16 protein-coding genes, 1 tRNA gene and 2 pseudogenes are annotated in these 16680 nt (G+C 74.1%); 9 read left to right on the top strand and 10 right to left on the bottom strand.

Features of this window, described 5'->3' with window-relative positions; all coding sequences use genetic code 11:
• Positions 1-91: 91 nt before the first annotated feature.
• Positions 92-1099 carry a sulfite exporter TauE/SafE family protein gene (locus ACI78Z_RS15125; protein WP_457037355.1) on the bottom strand — a complete coding sequence of 336 codons (1008 nt, stop codon included), beginning with the start codon at positions 1097-1099 and terminating at the stop codon, positions 92-94.
• 252 nt (positions 1100-1351) lie between these two features.
• Positions 1352-1909 (bottom strand): sigma-70 family RNA polymerase sigma factor, encoded by a 558-nt coding sequence (locus ACI78Z_RS15120; RefSeq protein ID WP_457037354.1) that lies wholly within the window; start codon positions 1907-1909, stop codon positions 1352-1354.
• Between the two features lie 76 nt (positions 1910-1985).
• On the opposite strand from ACI78Z_RS15120, the gene ACI78Z_RS15115 reads away from it, so the two are divergent.
• Genes ACI78Z_RS15115 through ACI78Z_RS15095 form a run of 5 tightly spaced genes read left to right on the top strand, consistent with a single transcriptional unit; the run spans position 1986 to position 6916 of the window.
• On the top strand, positions 1986-2630 hold the full coding sequence (locus ACI78Z_RS15115; RefSeq protein WP_457037353.1) for a zf-HC2 domain-containing protein: 645 nt from the start codon (positions 1986-1988) through the stop codon (positions 2628-2630).
• Positions 2627-4405, top strand: a complete 1779-nt coding sequence (locus ACI78Z_RS15110; RefSeq protein WP_457037352.1) for a copper resistance CopC/CopD family protein — start codon at positions 2627-2629, stop codon at positions 4403-4405. The genes ACI78Z_RS15115 and ACI78Z_RS15110 overlap by 4 nt, the downstream gene beginning before the upstream one ends.
• 41 nt (positions 4406-4446) lie before the next feature.
• Positions 4447-5190 (top strand): YcnI family protein, encoded by a 744-nt coding sequence (locus ACI78Z_RS15105; RefSeq protein WP_457037351.1) that lies wholly within the window; start codon positions 4447-4449, stop codon positions 5188-5190.
• Positions 5190-5855, top strand: coding sequence for an SCO family protein (locus tag ACI78Z_RS15100; RefSeq protein WP_457037357.1), 666 nt, complete (start codon positions 5190-5192; stop codon positions 5853-5855). Before ACI78Z_RS15105 ends, ACI78Z_RS15100 begins: the two co-directional genes overlap by 1 nt.
• Positions 5852-6916, top strand: coding sequence for a hypothetical protein (locus ACI78Z_RS15095; RefSeq protein ID WP_457037350.1), 1065 nt, complete (start codon positions 5852-5854; stop codon positions 6914-6916). Before ACI78Z_RS15100 ends, ACI78Z_RS15095 begins: the two co-directional genes overlap by 4 nt.
• An 81-nt stretch (positions 6917-6997) precedes the next feature.
• On the opposite strand, the gene ACI78Z_RS15090 is transcribed toward ACI78Z_RS15095, so the two are convergent.
• The 4 genes from ACI78Z_RS15090 to ACI78Z_RS15075 are packed head-to-tail and all read right to left on the bottom strand — an operon-like array spanning position 6998 to position 11314.
• On the bottom strand, positions 6998-7798 hold the full coding sequence (locus ACI78Z_RS15090; RefSeq protein WP_457037349.1) for a phosphocholine cytidylyltransferase family protein: 801 nt from the start codon (positions 7796-7798) through the stop codon (positions 6998-7000).
• On the bottom strand, positions 7788-8918 hold the full coding sequence (locus ACI78Z_RS15085) for a CDP-glycerol glycerophosphotransferase family protein (protein WP_457037348.1): 1131 nt from the start codon (positions 8916-8918) through the stop codon (positions 7788-7790). Before ACI78Z_RS15085 ends, ACI78Z_RS15090 begins: the two co-directional genes overlap by 11 nt.
• Positions 8919-9698 (bottom strand): HAD family hydrolase, encoded by a 780-nt coding sequence (locus ACI78Z_RS15080; protein WP_457037347.1) that lies wholly within the window; start codon positions 9696-9698, stop codon positions 8919-8921. It lies immediately after the preceding gene.
• Between the two features lie 29 nt (positions 9699-9727).
• Positions 9728-11314: a mannitol dehydrogenase family protein gene (locus ACI78Z_RS15075; protein WP_457037346.1), complete on the bottom strand. Its 1587-nt coding sequence runs from the start codon at positions 11312-11314 to the stop codon at positions 9728-9730.
• A gap of 502 nt (positions 11315-11816) precedes the next feature.
• On the opposite strand from ACI78Z_RS15075, the gene ACI78Z_RS15070 reads away from it, so the two are divergent.
• The 4 genes and pseudogenes from ACI78Z_RS15070 to ACI78Z_RS15055 all read left to right on the top strand — a co-directional run bounded on the left by ACI78Z_RS15070 (position 11817) and on the right by ACI78Z_RS15055 (position 13490).
• On the top strand, positions 11817-12476 hold the full coding sequence (locus ACI78Z_RS15070; RefSeq protein WP_457037345.1) for a M23 family metallopeptidase: 660 nt from the start codon (positions 11817-11819) through the stop codon (positions 12474-12476).
• Positions 12477-12544: 68 nt separating this feature from the next.
• A complete protein-coding gene (locus tag ACI78Z_RS15065; protein WP_457037344.1) occupies positions 12545-12898 on the top strand; it encodes a helix-turn-helix domain-containing protein in 354 nt (117 codons plus the stop codon).
• A gap of 14 nt (positions 12899-12912) precedes the next feature.
• Positions 12913-13296, top strand: a pseudogene (locus ACI78Z_RS15060) (VOC family protein); the annotation flags it as partial.
• A 118-nt stretch (positions 13297-13414) separates the two neighbouring features.
• Positions 13415-13490, top strand: a tRNA-Ala gene (locus tag ACI78Z_RS15055).
• A gap of 664 nt (positions 13491-14154) precedes the next feature.
• Here the strand turns inward: ACI78Z_RS15055 and ACI78Z_RS15050 are convergent.
• From ACI78Z_RS15050 to ACI78Z_RS15035, 4 genes and pseudogenes are all read right to left on the bottom strand, one after another.
• Positions 14155-15129, bottom strand: a pseudogene (locus ACI78Z_RS15050) (recombinase family protein); the annotation flags it as partial.
• Between the two features lie 56 nt (positions 15130-15185).
• Positions 15186-15875, bottom strand: coding sequence for an ImmA/IrrE family metallo-endopeptidase (locus ACI78Z_RS15045; protein ID WP_457037343.1), 690 nt, complete (start codon positions 15873-15875; stop codon positions 15186-15188).
• A gap of 19 nt (positions 15876-15894) precedes the next feature.
• A complete protein-coding gene (locus ACI78Z_RS15040) occupies positions 15895-16269 on the bottom strand; it encodes a helix-turn-helix domain-containing protein (RefSeq protein ID WP_457037342.1) in 375 nt (124 codons plus the stop codon).
• A gap of 76 nt (positions 16270-16345) precedes the next feature.
• Entirely contained in the window at positions 16346-16669 is a 324-nt protein-coding gene (locus ACI78Z_RS15035) for a hypothetical protein (protein WP_457037341.1), read from the bottom strand.
• Positions 16670-16680 lie beyond the last annotated feature (11 nt).

Genomic DNA, 16680 nt, shown 5'->3' with positions numbered 1-16680 from the left:
ACCCCGCCCTAAATAACACAGCGTTTTATACAGCGGGGCCGGGCCCCCGCGGGCGGGGCCCGCGCGGGGCCCCCTCGCGCGGGGTCCTTCCTCAGTCGCGGGGGTCGCTGGGCCGACCCGCCGGGACGTTGCGCCGCAGGTCCGCGGCGTCCGCCGCGTCGGCCGGGGGCACCGGGTACTCGGCCTCGGCCAGCCGGGCGGCCTCGGCGGCCAGGGCGTCGGCGGACTCCTGCGCCCGGTCCTTGCGGTACTGGCGGTAGGAGTGCACGACCGCGGCGGCCCAGACGGCGTAGATGACCGCGTAGACGGCGTAGCGGACCGGGTCGGAAGCGTCGATCCAGTCGCTGCGCAGCAGCGTGCGGGTGTTGGTCAGCACGATGATCCCGCCGACCAGCGAGCCGAGCAGCCGCGGCGGCACGTGCCGGACCAGCCACGCGGCGATGGGGGCGGCGATCAGACCGCCGACGAGCAGGGCGGCGACCCACGCGAAGTCGATGCCCTGGGACCCCAGCGCGACGAGGAACCCGAGGCTGGCGGCCAGCGCGACCAGGAACTCGGAGGTGTCGATCGAGCCGATGACCTTGCGGGGCTCCATCCGGCCGCTGGCCAGCAGCGCCGGCGTGCCGACCGGGCCCCAGCCACCGCCGCCGGTGGCGTCGACGAAGCCCGCCACCAGGCCCAGCGGGCTGAGGAACCGCTTGCGCACCGGCTTGCCCAGGTTGCGGCGGTCGATGCCGCGGAGGGTGAAGCGGACGAGCAGGTAGACGCCGAGCGAGAGCAGGATCAGCGACATCACCGGGGCGGCGACCTCGGTGGAGAGGCTGGACAGCACGGTCGCGCCGGTGAACGCGCCGAGCGCCCCGGGCACGCCGACCTTGGCGACGACCTTCCAGTCGACGTTGCCGAACTTCCAGTGCGACAGGCCCGACGCGAGCGTCGTGCCGATCTCGGCGAGGTGGATGGTGGCCGAGGCGGCGGCGGGGTTGGTGCCGATGGCCAGCAGCAGCGTCGTCGACGTGACGCCGTAGGCCATGCCGAGGCTGCCGTCGACGAGCTGGGCGCCCAGGCCGGCGAGGGCGAGCAGGACGAGGGTCTTCACGGGCTGGGTCTCCGGATCCGGGGAGGTCCGCGGGCGGGCGAGCGGGCGCGGCGCAGCGCGGGGTGTGCGAGCGGGGGGTGCGCGTCAGCGCGGGAGGTCAGCAGCCCGGACAGCAGGCGGTGCAGACGCGCAGCAGGTCGACGTGGATCCGCCCCACGAGGAGCACCGTCGTCGCCGCCACGGGCGAATGTCTACCAGATCGATGGAGATATGCCCAAAGCGCGTCCCGGTCGGTGGGACGACGGGTGGACCTCAGGCCCGCGCGCTCGTCACGTCGTCCTCATGCAGGGCGTCGACCAGGTCGGCCCGGGCCCGCGCGACCCGGGACCGGATGGTGCCCACCGGGCAGCCGGCGACCTCCGCGGCCTCGGCGTACGGCAGCCCCAGCAACTGGGTGAGCACGAAGGCCTCGCGGCGGTCGGGGGACAGCCGGGCCAGCAGGTCCGCGACCCCGGCGCCCTCGGCCACCCGGTCGGCGCCGTCACCGGCGCCGAGGGCCTCGAGGTCGGCGTCCTCCCGCACGAGGGTGAGCCGGCGCCGCCGGCGGGACCGGACGGCGTCGGCGCACACCCGCCGGGCGATCGACAGCAGCCAGGTGCGCAGCGAGGAGCGGCCCTCGAAGCGGTGCAGGGAGCTGAACGCGCGCAGGTAGGTCTCCTGCGTCAGGTCGTCGGCGGACTGCCGGTCCCCGAGGGCGGCGCACAGCCGCCAGACGTCGGACTGGGTGGCGCGCACCAGGGCCGCCGCGGCGAGGGGGTCGCCGTCGACGGCGGCAGCCGCGAGCCGCTCCAGGTCGTCCACGCGTCCCATCCTCCCCGTCGGACCGTCCCTGGGGCTCCACCCGGAGTGGGGGAACCAGCAGGCCCCGCAGGACGACCAATCCATCATGCAGTGCACCCCGTACCGCGAGGCGGTGTCCGCGCGACTCGACGGCGAGTCGCCCGGCCTGCCCGCCGACGAGCTCGACGCGCACCTGGACGCGTGTCCGGGCTGCTCGGCGTGGGCCCGGCAGGCCGAGTCGGTCACCCGGCGCGCCCGGCTCGCCCCGGCCCCGGCCGTGCCCGACCTCACGGCGACGGTGCTGGCCGCCCTGCCCCGCGAGCTGCCCGGCACCGCGGCGGCGGCCCGCGCCCGGCTCGTCGCCGCCGCGCTGCGCTTGGCCCTGCTGGCGGTGGGCGTGGCCCAGGCCGCGTCCGCCTGGCCCGCCCTCGTCGCCGGCACCGGTGCGCTGAGCGCGCCGGTGCACATGGCCCACGAGAGCGGCGCCTGGAACCTGGGCATCGCCGCCGCCTTCCTCGCCGTCGCCGCCGCTCCGCGGCTGGCCCCGGGCGCGCTGCCCGTCCTCGGCACGTTCGCCCTGCTGGTCGCCGTCCTCACCGTCGCCGACCTGCGGGCCGGGCACGTGCCCGCCGAGCGGGCGGCCGGCCACCTGCTCCTGCTGGCCGGGGTGGCGCTCGTGGGCACCGTCGCCTGGCGGGGACGCCGCCGCCGCGCGCTGCCCGCCGTCGCCCGCGAGCGGGTGCCGGCATGAGCCGCCGGGCACCCGGGCCGGCGCTGCTCCTGCTGGCCCTCCTCGGCCTGTGGCTGGGCGCGGGGGTGGCGACCGCGCCGCCGGCCGCCGCGCACGCCGAGCTGGTGTCGACCGACCCGGGCGAGGGGGCCCGGCTCCAGGAGGCCCCCGACCGGGTGACGCTGACCTTCACCGAGGGCGTGTCCCTCGGCGCCGGCCACACCCGCGTGCTCGACGCCTCGGGGGAGCGGGTCGACACCGGGTCGGCCACGGTCGAGGGCGACACCGTGGTCGTGCCGCTGCGCGGGGACCTGCCCGACGACGGCTACCTCGTCACCTACCGGGTCGTCTCTGCCGACTCGCACCCCATCTCCGGCGCCTTCTCCTTCGTCGTGGGCGACGGCGAGCTGGTGCCCGCGGACGCCGCCGCCGACGTCGGGGACACCGACCCGGTGGTGGGCGCGGCGCTGCCGGCCGCCCGCTGGCTGGGCTTCGCCGGGCTGTCCCTGGCGATCGGCGTGCCCGTGCTGCTGCTGGTGGCCTGGCCGGCGGGCTGGGCCTCGGCCCGGCTGCGCCGCATGGTCACCGGCGGGCTGGTCGCCGTCGCCGCGGGCGCGGCGCTGTCCTTCCTGCTGCAGGGCCCGTACGCCGCGGGCAGCGGCCTGACCTCCGTCGCGGACCCGGCGCTGCTGGGCGCCACCGCCGACTCCGCCAACGGCGTCGCCCACCTGCTGCGCGTCGTCCTGGTGGCCGCTCTGGCGGTCGTGCTGCGGTCGGTGTGGCGGCGCGGGCGCCCGGCGGTCGTGGACGTGGTCGCCGGCGGTGTCCTCGCCGTCGCGCTCGTCGGCACGGTGGCCGCCGTCGGCCACCCGGTCGCCGGGCCGCTGCCGGCCCTCGCGGTGACCGCCGCGGCCGTGCACGTCGCGGCGATGGCCGTCTGGCTGGGCGGGCTGGCCGGGTTGCTCGGCGGGGTCCTGCGCGAGGACGCCCCCGCGGCCGACGTCGCCTCCGCCCTGCCCCCGTTCTCCCGGCTGGCCGCCGGATCGGTCACCGCGCTGGTCGTCACCGGCGTCGTCCAGTCGGTGCGCGAGGTCGGCTCGCCCGCCGCCCTGGTGACGACGACCTACGGCTGGGTGCTGCTGGCCAAGCTGGCCCTGGTGCTCCTGCTGCTCGCCGCGGCCGGGGTCTCCCGGGTGTGGGTGCAGCAGCACCTGGGCGTCCGGCGGTCGCGGCCCGCGCCGCGCCCCCAGGTGACCGCGCACGCGTTCGCCGCGTCCGGGGAGCCCGAGCCCGCGGTGGCCTCGGCCGCCGGCGCCCGGGCCGAGGTGCAGGCCGCGGCCGCCGCCGAGCGGCCCGCGCTGCGCCGCTCGGTGCTGGTCGAGCTCGCCGTCGGGCTCGTCGTCCTCGCGCTGTCGGCCGTGCTCGTGGGCACGCCGCCGGCCCGCGCGGAGGTCGCCCAGCCGGTCGACGTGACGCTGCCGGTGCAGACCGCGGCCGGGGAGGACGGCAGCGTGCAGGTCTCGGTCGACCCGGCCACGACCGGCCCCAACACGCTGCACGTCTACCTGCTCGACGCGCAGGGGCAGTTCAGCCAGCCCCTCGACATCCGGGTGACCCTCACCGAGCCGACGCAGCAGATCGGGCCGATCGACGTCGCCCTCGAACCCGCCGGCCCCGGCCACTACGTCGGGGACGGCATGGCCATCCCCGGCGCCGGCACCTGGACCCTCGCCGTCACCGTCCGGCTCGACGAGTTCACCGCCGGCAGCGCCACCACGACCTTCCCGGTGCGCTGACCCCTCCGACCTCCGTTCCACCCCGATCCGACAGGAGAACCGTGTCCTTCCCCCTGCCCCGACCGCTCGCGCGGCTCGGCGTCGTCGTGCTGGCCCTGCTGACGGCGCTGGCCGCCGCGCTCGCCGGAGCCGGCGCCGCCGCGGCCCACGTCGGCGTGTCCTCGGCCGACGCCGCTCCCGGCGGTTTCGGCAAGCTGACCTTCCGCGTGCCCAACGAGAGCGACACCGCGAGCACGGTCGCGCTGCGCATCTCCATCCCGGAGGAGTCCGCGATGGCCTCGCTGCGGGTGCAGCCGGTGCCCGGCTGGACGGTCACCACCACCACGGCCGACCTGTCGACGCCGCTGGAGAGCCACGGCGAGCAGGTCACCAGCTACGCGTCGGTCGTCGAGTTCCGTGCGGCGGACGGCGGCGGCATCCGGCCCGGTGAGTTCCAGGAGTTCGCACTGTCCGGGGGGCCGCTCCCCGACAGCGCGCAGCTGTCCTTCCCGGCGGTGCAGACCTACAGCGACGGCACCGAGGCCGCGTGGATCGAGCCGACCGTCGAGGGCCAGCCCGAGCCGGAGCGCCCCGCGCCCGTGCTCGAGCTCACGTCGACCGGCACGGCCGACGCGGCCCACGGTGCGGCCACGACGACCCCCACCGACACCGCGGCGGCGGGCACCGGCCACACCGAGGCGGGCCCCGGCGCGCTCGCGCTGCTCGTGGCGATCGCCGCCCTGTTCACCGGGCTGGCCGGCGTCGTCCTGGGATGGCGCGCAGGCCGTCGTACCGTGTCCTCGTGATGTCGTTCCACCGCAGCCGGCTGGCCGTCCTCACCGTCTCGGCGGGGCTGGTGCTGGCCGGCTGCGGTGGGGCCGCGGCCGACGAGGACGCGGCCGCTGGCGCCGGCCACGACCACTCCGACGCCCCCGCCGCCGTGGTCGAGGGGCCCGAGGACCGCTACGCCGGGCTCGACCTGCCCGACCCGTACCAGCGGCCCGCCTTCACCCTCACCGGCCCCGACGGGCAGCCCTACGACTTCGCCGCCGAGACCGGCGGGCGGCCGACGCTGCTGTTCTTCGGCTACACCAACTGCCCCGACATCTGCCCGACCACGATGGCCGACGTCGCCGTCGCGCTGCGCGGGGTCGACCCGGCGCTGGCCGAGCAGGTGCAGGTGGTCTTCGTCACCACCGACCCGGCGTTCGACACCCCCGAGGTGCTCGCCGAGTACCTGGGCCGCTTCGACGCCGACCTGCCGACCCGCTTCGTGGGGCTGACCGGCGACCAGGCCGCGATCGACCGCGCCCAGCTGGCCACCGGCGTGCCGCAGGCCGAGGACAACGGCCGGCTGCACTCCTCGCTGCTGCTGCTGTACGGCGCCGACGACCTCGCCCACGTCGCCTTCGACGCGGGCAACACCAGCCGCGACATCGCCGGGGACCTCGGCCTGGTGGCGGGGGCGTGAGACGGGCGGTCGCCCGCCTGCTCGTCGTCGTCCTCGGGGCCCTGGCCGGGCTGCTGCTCGCCGCCCCCGCACACGCGCACGTCGGCGGCGGTGCGGCCGGCAGCGACTTCGACGGGCGCGTGCTCGCCGTCGACCCGGCGCTGCCCGGCGTCGCGGTGCGGGTCCTGTCCTTCGGCGACGAGTTCGAGGTCGTCAACCCGACCGCGACCGAGGTCGAGGTGCCGGGCTACTCCGACGAGCCCTACCTGCGCATCGGGCCCGACGGGGTCTGGCGCAACGCCAACAGCCCGGCGAGCTACATCAACCTGGACCGCTTCGGCCGCACGACGCTCCCCGCCCATGCCGACCCCGACGCGGAGCCGGACTGGGTGCAGGTCTCGACGCAGCCCGGCTACGTCTGGCACGACCACCGCACGCACTGGATGAGCGAGGACGTGCTGCCCCCCGCGGTGGTCGCCGACCCGACCCTCGAGCACCGGGTGTCGGCCTGGGTGGTGCCGATGGCCTACGGCGGCACGGAGGTGCAGGTGCGCGGCGAGCTGACCTGGAGCCCGCCGCCTCCGGCCTGGGCGGTGTGGCCGGTGTACGTCGTCCTGGCGCTGGCCCCGGTCGCCGCGGCGCTGTCCGCCCGGGGCCCGCGGCCGCTGGGGGCGCTGCTGCTGGTGGGCGGGGCCGCTGCGGTGTACCACGCGGCGACCACACCGGCGCCGGCGGCGAGCGTCTCCTCGTACGCCGGCGCGCTGGTGTCCGCGCTGCTGCCGGGGCTGGTCGCGCTCGCCGTCGCCGGCGGTGGCCTCGTCGCCGCCGTCCGGGGCCGCGGCGGCCTGACGGCCCTGCTGGCCGTCGTCCTGGGCTGGCTGTTGCTGGTGCAGGGCCTGCCCGACGTCGACGTGCTGTGGACGGCGAACGTGCTGGCCGAGGGGCCGGTGCTGCTGACCCGCGCGGCGGTGGCGGTGCTGGTGGCCCTCGGCGCAGGCTGCGTCGTCGGTGGCCTGGTCGCCACCCGCCGCTTCCGCGAGCGGCCGCACCGGCCGGCCGGCGAGCCCCTGCCCGTCAACTGAGGAAGGACCCCCTGCCCCCCACCGCTCGCACGCTCGCGGAGGGACCCTGCAGGGGGCCGCGCGGAGGAGGGGGTCCTTCTCTCAGGCGGGGTCGCCGGTGACCGGCTGCAGGTGGCCGCGCTCGGCGAACAGCGCGTTGGCCCGCTCCAGGTCGGCCTCGAAGTCCACCTCAACGGCGGCGTGCCGGGAGATGTCCAGCGGCCGGACGCGCAGCCCCGCCGACGCGATCGCGGTCTCGATGCCGCGCTCGAAGTAGTCCTGGTCCGCGCAGGTCGCGAGGTGCTCGATCAGCACCGGCTTGTCGGCGGACGAGACGTGGTTGATCCCGACCGCCTCGCCGAGGCCGCCGACCACGGTCTTGGACAGCTCGTCGATCCAGCCCTCGGCGTCGACGGTGTACTTGACCTCCTCGTCGGCGACGGTGGAGGTGTCCACGCACACGAAGCTCTCGTCGGCCCGCAGCGCCGGCAGCGCGGTCTCGAGCACGGCCGAGTCGAAGACGACGTCGCCGTTGAGCCACAGCACGCCGCCGTCGCGGGTGGCGCGGAGGGCGCGCAGCAGGCTCTGCGAGGTGTTGGTGACCCGGAAGTCGGGGTTGTAGGCGAAGCGCACGTCGGGGACCGCCCGCATGACGCGCTCGGCCTCGAAGCCGACGACGACGGTGACGTCGACCGAGGAGCCGAGCACCGAGCGCAGCCCGTCGAGCTGGCGCTGCAGGATGCTGCGGCCGTCGTGCAGCGGGGTCAGCGGCTTGGGCCAGGGCCGGCCCAGCCGGGTGCCCATCCCCGCGGCGAGGACCACGACCTGGACGGGGGCGTCCAGGGGCGGCGCGGCGGGGGCCGGCCCGGTCGGTTCGGCGGTGGTGGCGCGGTCAGCGAGCACGGTCGTCCCCTCCTCGGGTGGTGGTCCCGGCGGCCGGTGCCGGCGGGAAGAGCAGGTCGAGGACGCGCTCGGTGGCGTGCCCGTCCTCCAGGTGGCAGAAGGTCTGCCGGAACTCGGCGTAGCGCCCGGCGTAGCGGTCGCGCACCCCGTCGAGGTCGGCGAGGGCGTCGATCAGCTCCGCGCTGGTGGACAGCAGCGGCCCGGGGGCGACGTCCTCCAGGTCGAAGTAGAAGCCGCGCAGCTCGTCGCGGAAGTACGCCAGGTCGTAGGTGAAGAACAGCATCGGCCGGCCGGTCACGGCGAAGTCGAACATCGTCGACGAGTAGTCGGTGACCATGGCGTCGGCGGCCAGGTACAGGTCCCGGATGTCCGGGTGGCTGCAGACGTCCCGCACCGGCGAGCCGTCGACGACCTCGAGCCGGTCCATGACCATGTTGTGCAGCCGCAGCAGCAGCACGTGGTCCTTCCCCAGCCGGGCGGTGAACTCGTCGAGGTCGACGGGGAACTCGAAGTCCTGCGGTCCGGTCTTCTTGAACACCAGGTCGTCGCGCCAGGTCGGCGTGTAGAGGACGACGGTCTGGTCCTCGGAGATGCCGAGATCGGCCCGGACGGCGGCCCGGACGGCGGCCCGGACGGCGTCCCGCTGCGGGCTGCTGAGCAGGTCGTTGCGCGGGTAGCCGGTCTCGTGGATCTCGCCGCGGTAGCCGAAGGCGTTGCGCAGCCGCGGGGTGCTGGCCGCGTTGGGCGACAGCAGCAGGTCCCACTTGGCGATGTCGTGCTCGAGGTAGGCCAGCCGGCCCTCCGGCGCCCAGCGGACGTCGTTGTGGATCCGCTTCAGCGGCGTGCCGTGCCAGGTCTGCAGGTACCGCGCGCCCGGCTTCTTCTCCCAGTCCAGCGGGATGTGGTCGTTGGAGACGACCAGGTCCGCGGACTCCAGCGCCGCGATCGACTCCGGGCTGCCGAACTCCACGGTGGCGACGTCGTCGGGGAAGGTCGCCTGGGTGTGCGGAGCCGAGAGCCAGGTGGAGGTCGCCTCGACCCCGCGGTCGAGCACCGCCTCGTAGAGCGCGCGCGGGCTGTCCGAGAAGTGGCCGCGGAAGGCCACGAAGACGATGTTCACTCAGCTCCTCCCGTGGGGGACAAGGTCGCCGGCGGCCCGGCTGGTGAGGACGGGGAGCAGCAGGTCGGCCAGCTGCTGCCAGGAGTCGACCACGGCGAGCACGCCCGCGTCGAACAGCGCTGCCGACCGCTCGGCGCGCTCGGCCTCCGGCACGAAGAGCAGGTTGCCGACCGTCGGGCAGCCGGCCCACACCGCCGAGAGCGCGCCGGGCACGGAGTCCTCCACCGCCAGCCCCGCCTCGGGCGCGATGCCCAGCTGCTCGCAGGCGTGCAGGTAGACGGCGGGGTCGGGCTTGCTGGTGGGCACCGGGAGCGAGTCCTCGGCGCTGAACCGCACGGCCGGCGGGATCAGCTCGTCCAGCCCGGTGGCGGTGAAGCAGGCGGCCAGTCGGGTCAGCGCGCTCGAGCTCACCGCGGCCGGGCGCAGGTACGCCGACAGGGCGGTGAGCGCGGCCGTCGTCGGCTCGTGCGGAGTGAGGGTGGCGCCCAGGTGCGCCGTCACGGCCCGCTTCTCCTCGGCGACCCACGGTTCGACGTCGGCCTCCGGGTCCCCCGCCTCGGCGGCCAGCCGGCGCGACGTCGTCCGGAAGTTCATGCCCGTCGTGGCCAGCCGCAGCTCCTCGGGGGTGAACCGGCGGTCCACGCCGAGGTCGGCGAGGAAGCGGTTGGTGACGTCCGCGGAGGCCACGAAAGCCGGTTCCTCGGAGGGGAACAGGTTGCCGTCGGCGTCGCAGAGGAGGGCCTCGAGCCGCGCGACGACCGGCTCAGGGAGGGCGGGCATCGGGGCGGTACCTCCGGGCGGGACGGCGGTCATCGGGGCAGGGGCAGAGCGGGGACGTCGAGGACGGCGGCGACCGTGGCGCGGGTGCCCAGCCGGTCGAGCAGCTCGATCGTGCGGGTCAGCGCGGCGACGAACGCCGGGTCCTCGCCGAGGTCGCCGAACACCGCGCGGACGCCGAGCAGCGGCCGGGGGTCGCTGCCGCCGGCCAGCGCCAGGGCCTGCAGCTCGGCGCCGCGCGGGTCCTCCAGCGGCAGCGGGCGGCCGTCGTCGTCGGCACCCCGCAGGTACCGGCACCAGCCGGCCACGGCCAGGGTGAGCAGCGGAGCCGGCCGGCCCTCGGCGAGGGTCTGGCGCAGCGAGGGCAGCAGGTGCTGTGGCAGCTTGGCCGAGCCCCGCCGGCACAGCCGGGCCAGCTGGTCGGCGATGGCCGGGTTGGCGAAGCGCTGCAGCAGCGTCCGCTTGTAGTCGGCGAGGTCGACGCCGTCGGGCTGTGGGAGCAGCGGGGTGACCTCGTCGTCCATGAGCCGCTCGACGTAGCCGGCGAACACCGGGTCGCCCATCAGCTCGTCCATGCGGGTGTACCCGGCCAGCGAGCCGAGGTGCCCCAGCGCCGAGTGGCCGGCGTTGAGCAGCCGGGTCTTCATGAGTTCGTAGTCGCCGACGTCCGCGACGAAGCGGACCCCGACCCGGTCCAGGGGCGGGCGGCCGTGGCTGAAGACGTCCTCGACGAACCACTGCGAGAACGGCTCGGTGACGACCGGCCAGCGGTCGTCGACGCCGTAGCGGGCGGCGAGGGCGGCGCGCTCCTCGGGCGAGGTCTGCGGGGTGATCCGGTCGACCATGCTGCTGGGGAAGGCGACCCGGTCGGTGATCCAGCGGGCGAGCACCTCGTCGCGCAGCCGGGCCAGGCCGACGACGGAGGCGCGGGCGGCCTCGCCGTTGCGGTGCAGGTTGTCGCAGGAGACGACGGTGAACGGGGACAGGCCCGCGCGCCGACGCCGGTCGAGGGCCTCGACCAGGTAGCCGAAGACGGTGGCCGGGGCGTGCGGCTCGGCCAGGTCGTGGGCGACGTCGGGATCGTCGGCGAGGAACGCACGGGTGTGCGGGTCGAGCAGGTAGCCGCCCGGGGTGATGGTGAGGGTGACCAGGCGGGTGCGCGGGTCGCTCAGCCGGTCGAGGACGGCCGCGGGGTCGTCGGGGGCGTAGAGGTAGTCGACCATCACGCCGACGACCCGGGCGCGCTCGCCGTCGGGACTGCGCTCGACGACGGTGTAGAGGTGGTCCTGCGGGGCGAGGGCCTCCTGCAGGTGCCGCTGCCGCAGGCCGACGCCGACGACGCCCCACCCGCTGGAGAAGCGCCGCTCGGCGAGCTCGTCGAAGTAGATGAGCTGGTGGGCCCGGGAGAAGCCGCCCACGCTCAGGTGGACGACGGCCGGGGTGAGCGCGCTGCGGTCGTAGGTCGGGACCGCGAGCCGGGCGTCGTGGGTGTGCAGCGTCGCCTGGGTCAGCGGGCGGGCCGGAGGTGCGTCCGGCGCCGCGGTCGGGTGCGGGAGCGGGGCAGGGGCCTGGAGGAGGGCCGCTGCCGGGACTCCCGGTACGCGCTCAGCCGTGGTCATGCGGCGTCGGTCCTCCTCGTGCAGGTGGTGCGGTGGCGTCCCCCTCGCGGCGGTCCCGTCTGCGCCCCGGTGCCAGCGGGGCAGCGCGCGTGGTGCGGCGATGATCATGACTACACAGCAAGGACGGGGACCGGCCACTCCGGGCCGTCCCCCGGTGGCGTGAGCCGCGATGGTCGCGAGGGGCGTCGCGGCGCGGTTGTTTTCACGCCGGAGCGCGAACCTAGCCGTAAGTGAGCCCGCTCAAACAGGGCGTACCTGTGACGTGCGAGACGTGGGCGACGTCACCCCGGCGTGTTCGCTGAGACACGCCGAGCAGTGGGTCACGGATCCATCACGGAGTGTTTGGATCGCCGACAACCCCCTGAAGTCCCTCAACGGGCGTTCTTCCCCACGAACAGGTAGGTGCATGTCCGGTCGGCGTCGCGCGCAGCGCCCCGGGGACCTCCGCGTCCCCGCTCCCTCCCGGACCCGCCGGTCGACCCCTGGTCCCCGCCGCGGCCCGGTGCTGCTGACCGCGCTGGTCGTGGGCGGGCTGGTCGCGGGGGTCACCGGTGTCTCGAACGCGTCCGACACCCCCGCGGGGCAGACCTCGGTGCTCACGGCCCAGATGGAGCTGGCCACGGTGGGGGACGACGTCGAGACCCTGCCCATGGCCTCGATCACCGTCGCGGAGGCCGAGGCGCGGCTGGCCGAGGTCGCCGCCTCCCGCGCCGAGCGCGCCGCCGCCGAGGCCGCCGCCGCGGAGGCGGCCCGGGAGGCGGCGCGGCCCAAGGCGGTGCTGCCGGTCGACGGCGCACGCTTCACCAGTGGCTACGGAGCCCGGTGGGGCACCTTCCACTACGGCATCGACCTGGCCGCCCCCATGCGGACGCCGGAGTACGCGGCCATGGACGGCGTCGTCCTGCGGGCCGGGTCGGCCAGCGGCTTCGGGCTCGCGGTGTACCTGCTCCACGAGAACGGCGATGTGACCGTCTACGGCCACATGGACCAGATCCTCGTCGAGCCGGGGCAGTACGTGGAGGCCGGCGAGACGATCGCCCTGCTGGGCAACCGCGGCCAGTCGACCGGCCCGCACCTGCACTTCGAGGTGCACCAGGGCGGGATGAACGGCAAGCGCATCGACCCCGTCCCGTGGCTGGAGGCGCGTGGCGTCGAGGTCTGAAGAAGGCCCCCCTGCCCCTGCCACGCGCAAGCTCGCGCCGGGACCCTGCAGGGGGCCCGCGGGACGCGATGGACCGGGCCTACGCCGAGCCGCTCGACGTCCCGACCCTGGCACGGATCGCGCACGTGTCGGAGGCCCACTTCATCCGGACGTTCCGGACCACCTTCGGGGAGACGCCGCACCGGTACCTGCAGCGGCGCAGGGTGGAGCGGGCGATGTTCCTGCTGCGCTCCACCGACCGCAGCGTGACCGACATCTGCATGGCCGTCGGCTTCAGCAGCCTGGGCACGTTCAGCCGGGTGTTCCGGGACGTCGTGGGGGAGCCGCCGTCGGCCTACCGGCGCCGCGGCCCGCTCCCGCCGACGTGCTTCGCGATGGCCTGGGCCAGACCGAGCAGTTCTGGAGAAGTCCCGCGGGCGTGACCCTCCCCAGCGTCATGCCCATGCTGACAGCCATCACCATCACCCAGATCTACGTGCCCGACCAGGACAAGGCGCTCGACTTCTACCTCGGCGAGCTCGGCTCCGAGGTGCAATCCGACATGCACTTCGGCCCGATGCGGTGGCTGACCGTCGACCTGCCGGGCCAGCCCGACCGCGCCGTCCTGCTGGAGGAGCCGGGCCAGCCGTCCCTCAGCGAGGAGACCGCCGCGCAGGTGCGGGAGCTCATCTCCAAGGGCGCCGCCGGCGGGCACCTGTTCTTCGCCTGTGACGACGCGCACAAGACCCACGCGGAGCTCAGGGCCAAGGGCGTGGAGATCACCCAGGAGCCGGTCGACCAGCCGTACGGCATCGACTTTGGCCTCCGCGACCCCCTCGGCAACCACATCCGCATCGCCCAGATGAAGCAGGGCTGCCCCGCCTGGACCCCTGCGCCGGAGCGCGCCGACGGCCCTGTACATTGGTCCACGGCTCGGACAACCAGACCGGGTCGGGTACGGGGCTGTGGCGCAGCTGGTAGCGCACCACACTGGCAGTGTGGGGGTCAGGGGTTCGAGTCCCCTCAGCTCCACCAGGTAGTTCATGTTCAAACCCCTGACCGCAGAAGCGGCCAGGGGTTTGTTCTGTCTTGGGGCTGGCGGACGACGCGACGTCGTCTGCCGGCCTTGGGCCAGGACCGAAGACTCGATGGCCGTCCCGGAGGAGTTCGAGACCGCTGCCGCAAGCTCAGGCGCCAGCAGCAGCTGGAACGGCGGAGCCAGTTCACCCTCGACCGACTCGTCGTCGCTCACCAGCAGCTTGCTGAAGAAGACCTGGTTGAACTGGCGGCGGATCTTCGGCTCGGCGATGCCGTAGGCGCGGTAGCAGTCGCCGGCCAACGCCAGGGCGTCGTCCAGCGTCTCCAGGGCCAGCTGGAACCGGCCTTCGGCGTCTTGCAGGTAGCGCTCGGCGGCCGCCAGGCCCTGGCTGATGCGCGCCTGTTCAGCCTTCAGGAGATCGACCGGGAGGGCACCGGCGTAGAAGGCATGGAGCAGCTTCTGGCGCTCGTCCAGGAGCTGCCGACGGCGCGCCTGCTGCTGGTTGCGCTCGTCGAGGAGCCGCTGGTTGGCGGTGGTGAACTCGGCCCGGAGGTGCTCCCGCAACCGGTCGGCCACTGCCGGATCGAGCCGGACCGTCTTGTAGTGCTCCTCGACCAGGTCCTCCACCAGGTCGATCGGCAGGGCCCGCTGGCGGCAGCCGGTCCGTCGCTGCTGCCGGCCGATACACATGAAGTACTCGTAGCGCTGGCCGTGGCGGTTCGTGACGTGGCTGACGATCAGGCGCGAACCGCACTGGCCGCAGAAGACGCTGCCCTTGAGGTAGTGGTGATGTAGGCGCTGCTTCTCACCGGCATAGCCCTGGGCGGCCAACACGTCCTGGACGGCCTGCCAGAGCTCGGCGGAGACCAGCGGCTCGTGGCGGCCGGGGTACTCGACGCCGCGGTAGACGACAACGCCCTTGTAGTAGGGGTGCTTCAGCAGGCGGCTGAAGTGGCTCAGGACGAGCGCCTTGCCGGGACGCTCCTTGGTCGGGCGGGTGGTCAGGCCGCGCTCGGTCAGTTCCGTCAGCAGGCTGCGCAAGGTCCAGTCACCGCTGGCGTAGGCCTCGAAGGCCCAGCGCATGAGCGGGGCGCGTTGCTCGTCCAGCTCGACGGTGCGGACCTCACGGCCGTTGTCGAAGTAGATGACGTTCCGGTAGCCGACCGGCGCCCGGCCGGTCGTGCCGCCGGCTTCGGCCTTCTGGATCAGGCCCTTGGAGACTTCGTTGGCCAAGTTGCGGGAGTAGAACTCGGCGATCGAGCTCATGATGCCGTGCAGCAGCATGCCGCTCGGCGTCTCGTCGATGTTCTCGGAGACCGAGACGAGACGGGCGCCACTCTTCTGGATGGCTAGGTTGATCACGACGTCGTCAGCCCGGGAGCGGGCCAGGCGGTCGACCTTGTGGACGACGACGTAGCTCACCGGCTGGTGCTCTAGGTACTGCAGCAGCCGTTGCAGCTCCGGCCGGTTGGCGCTGCGGGCGCTCTCGCCGCGGTCGACGAACTCGGCGACGATGCTCGCCCCGAGGGCCTCGACCTTGCGGTAGCAGGCCTGGCGCTGGGCCGGGATGGAGAAGCCTTCCGCCTCGCCGCCGCGCTCGGCCTGCTCCTTGGTGCTCACCCGCAGGTAGACCACCGCCGTGGCCGGCTCGCCGGCCTGCTGGGTGACAGTCGACAGCGGCTTCGAGGTGGTCACACCGCACTCCTCAACCAGGGGCGCTTCAGGCGGGTGTAGGCAGGCGATTGTCCGTCATCCGGCCTTGGGCCCGTCGAGGCTGTCCCCAGGCCGAGGTGCTCAAGCCGGCGGGCCATGGCCGGCGCCGAGACGGCGAACAGCCGGGCAAGTTCGCCCACCCGCTGCCTGCCGTCCGCCCAGGCCCGGTGCACCCAGCGCCGGGGCATCAGCAGGGAGGCGGCGAAGTAGTCGGCCGCCAACTCGGCCTGGGCATCGGCCCTGAGGCCCGGCCGGTCGACGTACAGCTCGTCGCGGTAGCGGTGGTCGATGGTGTGCTTGTACTCATGGGCCAGGCTGAAGCGCTGGCGGACGAGCGGCTCGGAGCCGTTCAGGACGATCAGCCAGCGGCCGGCCTGCCAGGAGGTGCAGCCGGAGACCGGCAGGTCTGGATCGATGCGGACGAGCACCCTGGGCAGCTCGGCGATCAGGGACGCCGGGGTCGGCGGCCGGGTTAGGCCGGCCAGCTCAAGCAGGGCGGTGGCCTGCCACTCGGCGACCTGGGCCGCTTCGGCCATGTCGAGTGCCCGGCGCGGTGCCTTGGCGCGCAGGACGGCCAGGACCGCCCGCTCGCCGTGCGCGCTCAGCCGCGAGGTCGGCAGCGACGTGCCGTCCCGGGCCTGGTTAACTGTTATGCGCCTTCTCCTCATATCTCCCTCCTTTCATTGGTTAGTGCATATCGGGTTCCTCGTCCTCGCCGTCATGTGGGCCCCGGTTTAGGTCGCCGTAGCGGGCGACGTAGTTCGTCACCTCGTCGATGACGGCGTCCGGCAGGTCATACTTGGCCCGCAGGTACAGCGGCAGCGGCGGCAGCTGGTCGCGCGCCCGTTCGTCGAGCAGGCCAAAGACCGTGGCTTCCGGTAGCTCCAGGGCGGCGGCGATGCGCTGCAGGTTCTCGGTTGACGGCTGCCGGACCTCGCCGAGCTCGATGCGGGCAAGATAGGACTTGTGGAGGCCCGTCAGGTCGGCCAATTGGCTGAGGCTGATGTGGGCTTCCTGGCGGCGATTCCTCAGTAACGTACCGAGCGGTGTTTCGTGGTGCATGGGCGGATTTCCTATCTAATGCCTGTATTATCGTCCATTCGTCGCAGGCCTGCAACGATTTTATATTGACTACCGCTTAGCTATAGCCGTCGAAGACATAGGTGCCGCCGTTGTCCGGCGCATCGACGACGTGGTAATGGCCGGCCTGCTCGAAGTCGGCCACCACCGCCGCCCCGTCGAGCCGGACGTAAGCCCGCAGCCAGTCGGGCAGTCGCTGCAGCCGCCGGTCGGCGCCGAGCTCACTCAGCAGCTGTTGGCCGAAGGCCTGGCGGTCCGGGTAGCGGCCGAGGTAGGCCTGGTGGAAGCGCTCGACGTCCTGGCTGCCGGTCCAGTACTGGAAGGCGTCCCAGGCGACGCGCGTCTCCTGAGCGGCCTGGTCTTCTGCTTGTTCGTGGTTCATGGGTCCTCCTT

It is taken from the genome of Geodermatophilus sp. SYSU D01176 (assembly GCF_054050015.1).
Note: the sequence above shows the minus strand (reverse complement) of the source record. Positions and strands in the feature narration are given on the sequence as shown.